The sequence below is a fragment of the Neisseria sp. HMSC31F04 genome (assembly GCF_001807735.1).
Taxonomy (GTDB): Bacteria; Pseudomonadota; Gammaproteobacteria; order Burkholderiales; family Neisseriaceae; genus Neisseria; species Neisseria elongata.
Window position 1 is genome coordinate 24,710 of the sequence record NZ_KV790802.1, and the last position, 3,231, is coordinate 27,940.

Below are 3,231 nucleotides of genomic sequence, written 5' to 3' on the forward strand. Positions count from 1 at the left end.
TTTTGGGGGGATTTTGCAAAGGTCTCGGCCTGCCGTTTTCAGAAAGAAACGGCGATGTCGTTCCTGTGCGCCCTGAATTTTTCTTTGAACACGGCAGGCAGTTTCCGGTCGAAATACCAAGAGCCGTCGGGCATTTGCAGTGCGCCGCCGGCACAATGGAAGGAAAGCCGCCGGCCGTTTAACGTATCCGTTTCGCAAATTTCGATTTGGTGCGCCTTGCCCCAGTCGGCCACGGGCAGCAGGCGGGCAGCCGTTTCGATGCGCTGCCGTTGCCGGGCAGCTTCCCCGATGTTGCCGCATTGCCCTTGGCAGCGGCCGACGGCGGCAACGGGACAAGGGGCGTTTCTGTCGTAGTCCGGCGGCAGGATATTCAGTTCGGCCGGGCAGAATTGCTGTTCGCGCACCCAGGCATCCAGTGCGCGCTTAGCTGCTTTTTTGTGTAGAAACAGTCCGTTGGGTCGGTCGGAATAGAGGCCGTCTGAAAGCGGGCGGATTTGCGCTTGAAGTTTGCCTTTTTCGTTCGGATGGAAGCGGACGGTAAAGTAATCTGTCGGGCGTACATCGTTTTCAGACGGCCTGAATCCGTGTTCGGCCGACAGTTTGGCTTTGAGCATCAAGGCATGCAGCGGGCCGACGGCCGGCAGGAAACGCAGCGATGCCGCCCGTTGCAGGGCAGGATTTCGGTGCAGCAGTTCCACTGCTTCGCGAAAGGTTTTGGCGTGTGCGTCGGCATACAGCGGCAGGCCGTCTGAATCGAGCCACAGCAGAGCACCATCGCCGTCGGACAGGGTATTCAGCTGCCAGGCCAGTTCGGGATGCAGCCCGACAGGCGGCAGCTTGGGGAGGGTCAGCGCGCTGCCTTGTTCGACAAAAGGCAGGATGCCGTGGCTGGCCGCCGTCAGCTCCAAATAGTCTGCCAGTGCCAATACGTCGTTCATGGCACGGTGGCGCGAGCTGACGGCAATCTGATGGCGTTCGATGATGCTGTCCAAATTGTGTTTGAAAAATTGCGGATAGAGCTGCCGCGAAAGCTGGACGGTGCAGAGTGTGGGCGCGGCGTAAGAAAGCCGGCAGCGGGAAAATTCGTGGCGCAGGAAGGTATAGTCGAATTTGCTGTTGTGCGCCAGCAGGAGCGTGCCGCGCAGCCGATGCAACAAATCATCCGACAAGTCGGCAAACGGCGGCGCATCGGCCACCATTTCATCGTCGATGCCGGTCAGGTTACTGACGAATTCGGGGATGTTCCGTTGGGGGTTCACCAGTTGGCGGTAGCTTGAAACCCCGTTGCCGTCGAAGCGGAGGAAGGCGATTTCAGTAATGCGGTCCGCATAGGGATTACCGCCCGTGGCTTCCAAATCGATGATGACGACAGGCCGTCTGAAAGCCGAAAAAGCGGCTGCAAGTTGCGGCCAACGCTCGGTATCCATCATTTAAATTCTTTTTATATTCAAGCAAAACGGTGGATTTTAACCTTTTTTAGAAAAATATCCAGCAGAAAATGTTGACAGCTTGGTTTCGCATCCATATAATCCGCATCTTTCTCGCACCCGTAGCTCAGTTGGATAGAGTATCTGGCTACGAACCAGAGGGTCGGGCGTTCGAATCGCTCCGGGTGCGCCAAAGAAAATTTATTTTATCCGCGCCCATCGTCTAGCGGTTAGGACATCGCCCTTTCACGGCGGTAACCGGGGTTCGATTCCCCGTGGGCGTGCCAGATTTTGAATAAACCCTTACTAAAAATAGTAAGGGTTTATTTTTTGTCTCTAAAAATCAATAAGTTTTCTTCAGTATTACTCTGTTGATTTATCTTTACAATTTGTTTCGAGTAGTTCGTTTTCTGTTTGTTTTTGGCTATGATTGCATTGGATTTGCAGCAGCAATTGCATTAGGCGGTTAACCGAAACTCCTCCAAATCTCGTTTATACTGTACATGCTTCCTTCAACTTATTTAGGGCTGGCTTAGATGTTAGCCGCTATGCCGGGCTGATAAAATGAAGGTAATACGCTGTGAACTAAATAAAATAGCTAAAAATAAAAGGTAACTTAAGAAATGTTTTTTCAAGGAAATAATAGAAAGGAAAAATCGATATGCTGATTTCGAAAGAAACAGACGAACTGCTCTACAACCTGCATCAAAAAATATCCTATATCAGGCCGTCTGAAAAAGATATGGCGCAACATGCCTGCTTTATCGCCGGAACATTGGTGCATACCGATAAAGGCTTGGTTCCAATCAATAAAATTAAGGTTGGCGATAGGGTGCTATCACGAGATGAAAACAATCCCGATGCCGAAAATGTGTACAAGCGCGTGGTTTCTACTTTTAAATCGGCGCAGAAGAAACGGATTATCCATCAGTGCTATCTTACACAGGAAGGATATGGCTATTTGTTCTGTACCGAAGACCATCCGATTTGGGTAGACCACTTGGTGGATGCTGTTGAAGATGAAAACGGCAAACTGATTCCCGAACGTACCTATAATGAGTGGGTACCGGCACTCTATCTTTCTTCAGATGAGGAGCATGTTCTGCGTACGGTTGATAATGACTATGCCGTTGTTCAGAGTTTTGAAACCGTTTCAAAGGCAACAAGTATTCTTGGTAAGAATTGTATCGGGTTATGGGATAACGGTTATGGTGAGTATGCAGATGAATTTATTACCGTAACCGAAGACGATTACACCATTTGGGAACAGGGTTATGGGATAGATATTATTGATGGAGTGAGGCAGGTTGTACCGGAACCAAGTATGTTATTGCCCAATGAAAAAGTCTGCCGCTACATGCCGGGTGAAGAACCTGAATATTATGGCGAACCCGTTGAAATCGCAGAAGACGAAGGAAAAGACTACTACGCCTATGTTTACAACATCGAAGTGGAAGATACGCATACTTATTTTGTTGGTGCGGCCGGTATTGGGGTGCATAACTGCGGCGGCGCGGCAGGGCGTGAATGCATTACGCGGCAGTTGTCGCTACAACATATCCAAACCTTGCTTCCGGCCGCGAAATAATACTGGCTTGATGCGGGCGCCTCTTCGGAGGTGCTGGATTTGGCACAATTCAGCGTGGCTGATTTTTCAACCATCGTCAAAAAACGCCTGCAAAATGACGAAGCCTGGATACGCCGATATAGAAACCCAAGTTGGCGAACAACTGAAAAGCCGCGCCATACTCAAACTGTACGAACATTATCTTGAGCTGATGCCGATACTGACCTGCCGCAGCGA

At 50.3% G+C, this 3,231-nt stretch carries 2 protein-coding genes and 2 tRNA genes; 3 read left to right on the plus strand and 1 reads right to left on the minus strand.

Annotation, left to right across the window (positions count from 1 at the left end):
• Positions 1–38: 38 nt before the first annotated feature.
• Positions 39–1,430: a 3'-5' exonuclease gene (locus tag HMPREF3107_RS06040; protein WP_070454257.1), complete on the minus strand. Its 1,392-nt coding sequence runs from the start codon at positions 1,428–1,430 to the stop codon at positions 39–41.
• A gap of 113 nt (positions 1,431–1,543) precedes the next feature.
• Between HMPREF3107_RS06040 and HMPREF3107_RS06045 the strand changes: the two genes are divergently transcribed.
• The 3 genes from HMPREF3107_RS06045 (at position 1,544) to HMPREF3107_RS12325 (ending at position 3,015) form a co-directional block, all read left to right on the plus strand.
• Positions 1,544–1,620 (plus strand) — tRNA-Arg (locus HMPREF3107_RS06045).
• A 19-nt stretch (positions 1,621–1,639) separates the two neighbouring features.
• Positions 1,640–1,714 (plus strand) — tRNA-Glu (locus tag HMPREF3107_RS06050).
• 374 nt (positions 1,715–2,088) lie between these two features.
• Positions 2,089–3,015 (plus strand): Hint domain-containing protein, encoded by a 927-nt coding sequence (locus HMPREF3107_RS12325; RefSeq protein ID WP_070454258.1) that lies wholly within the window; start codon positions 2,089–2,091, stop codon positions 3,013–3,015.
• Positions 3,016–3,231: the final 216 nt, after the last annotated feature.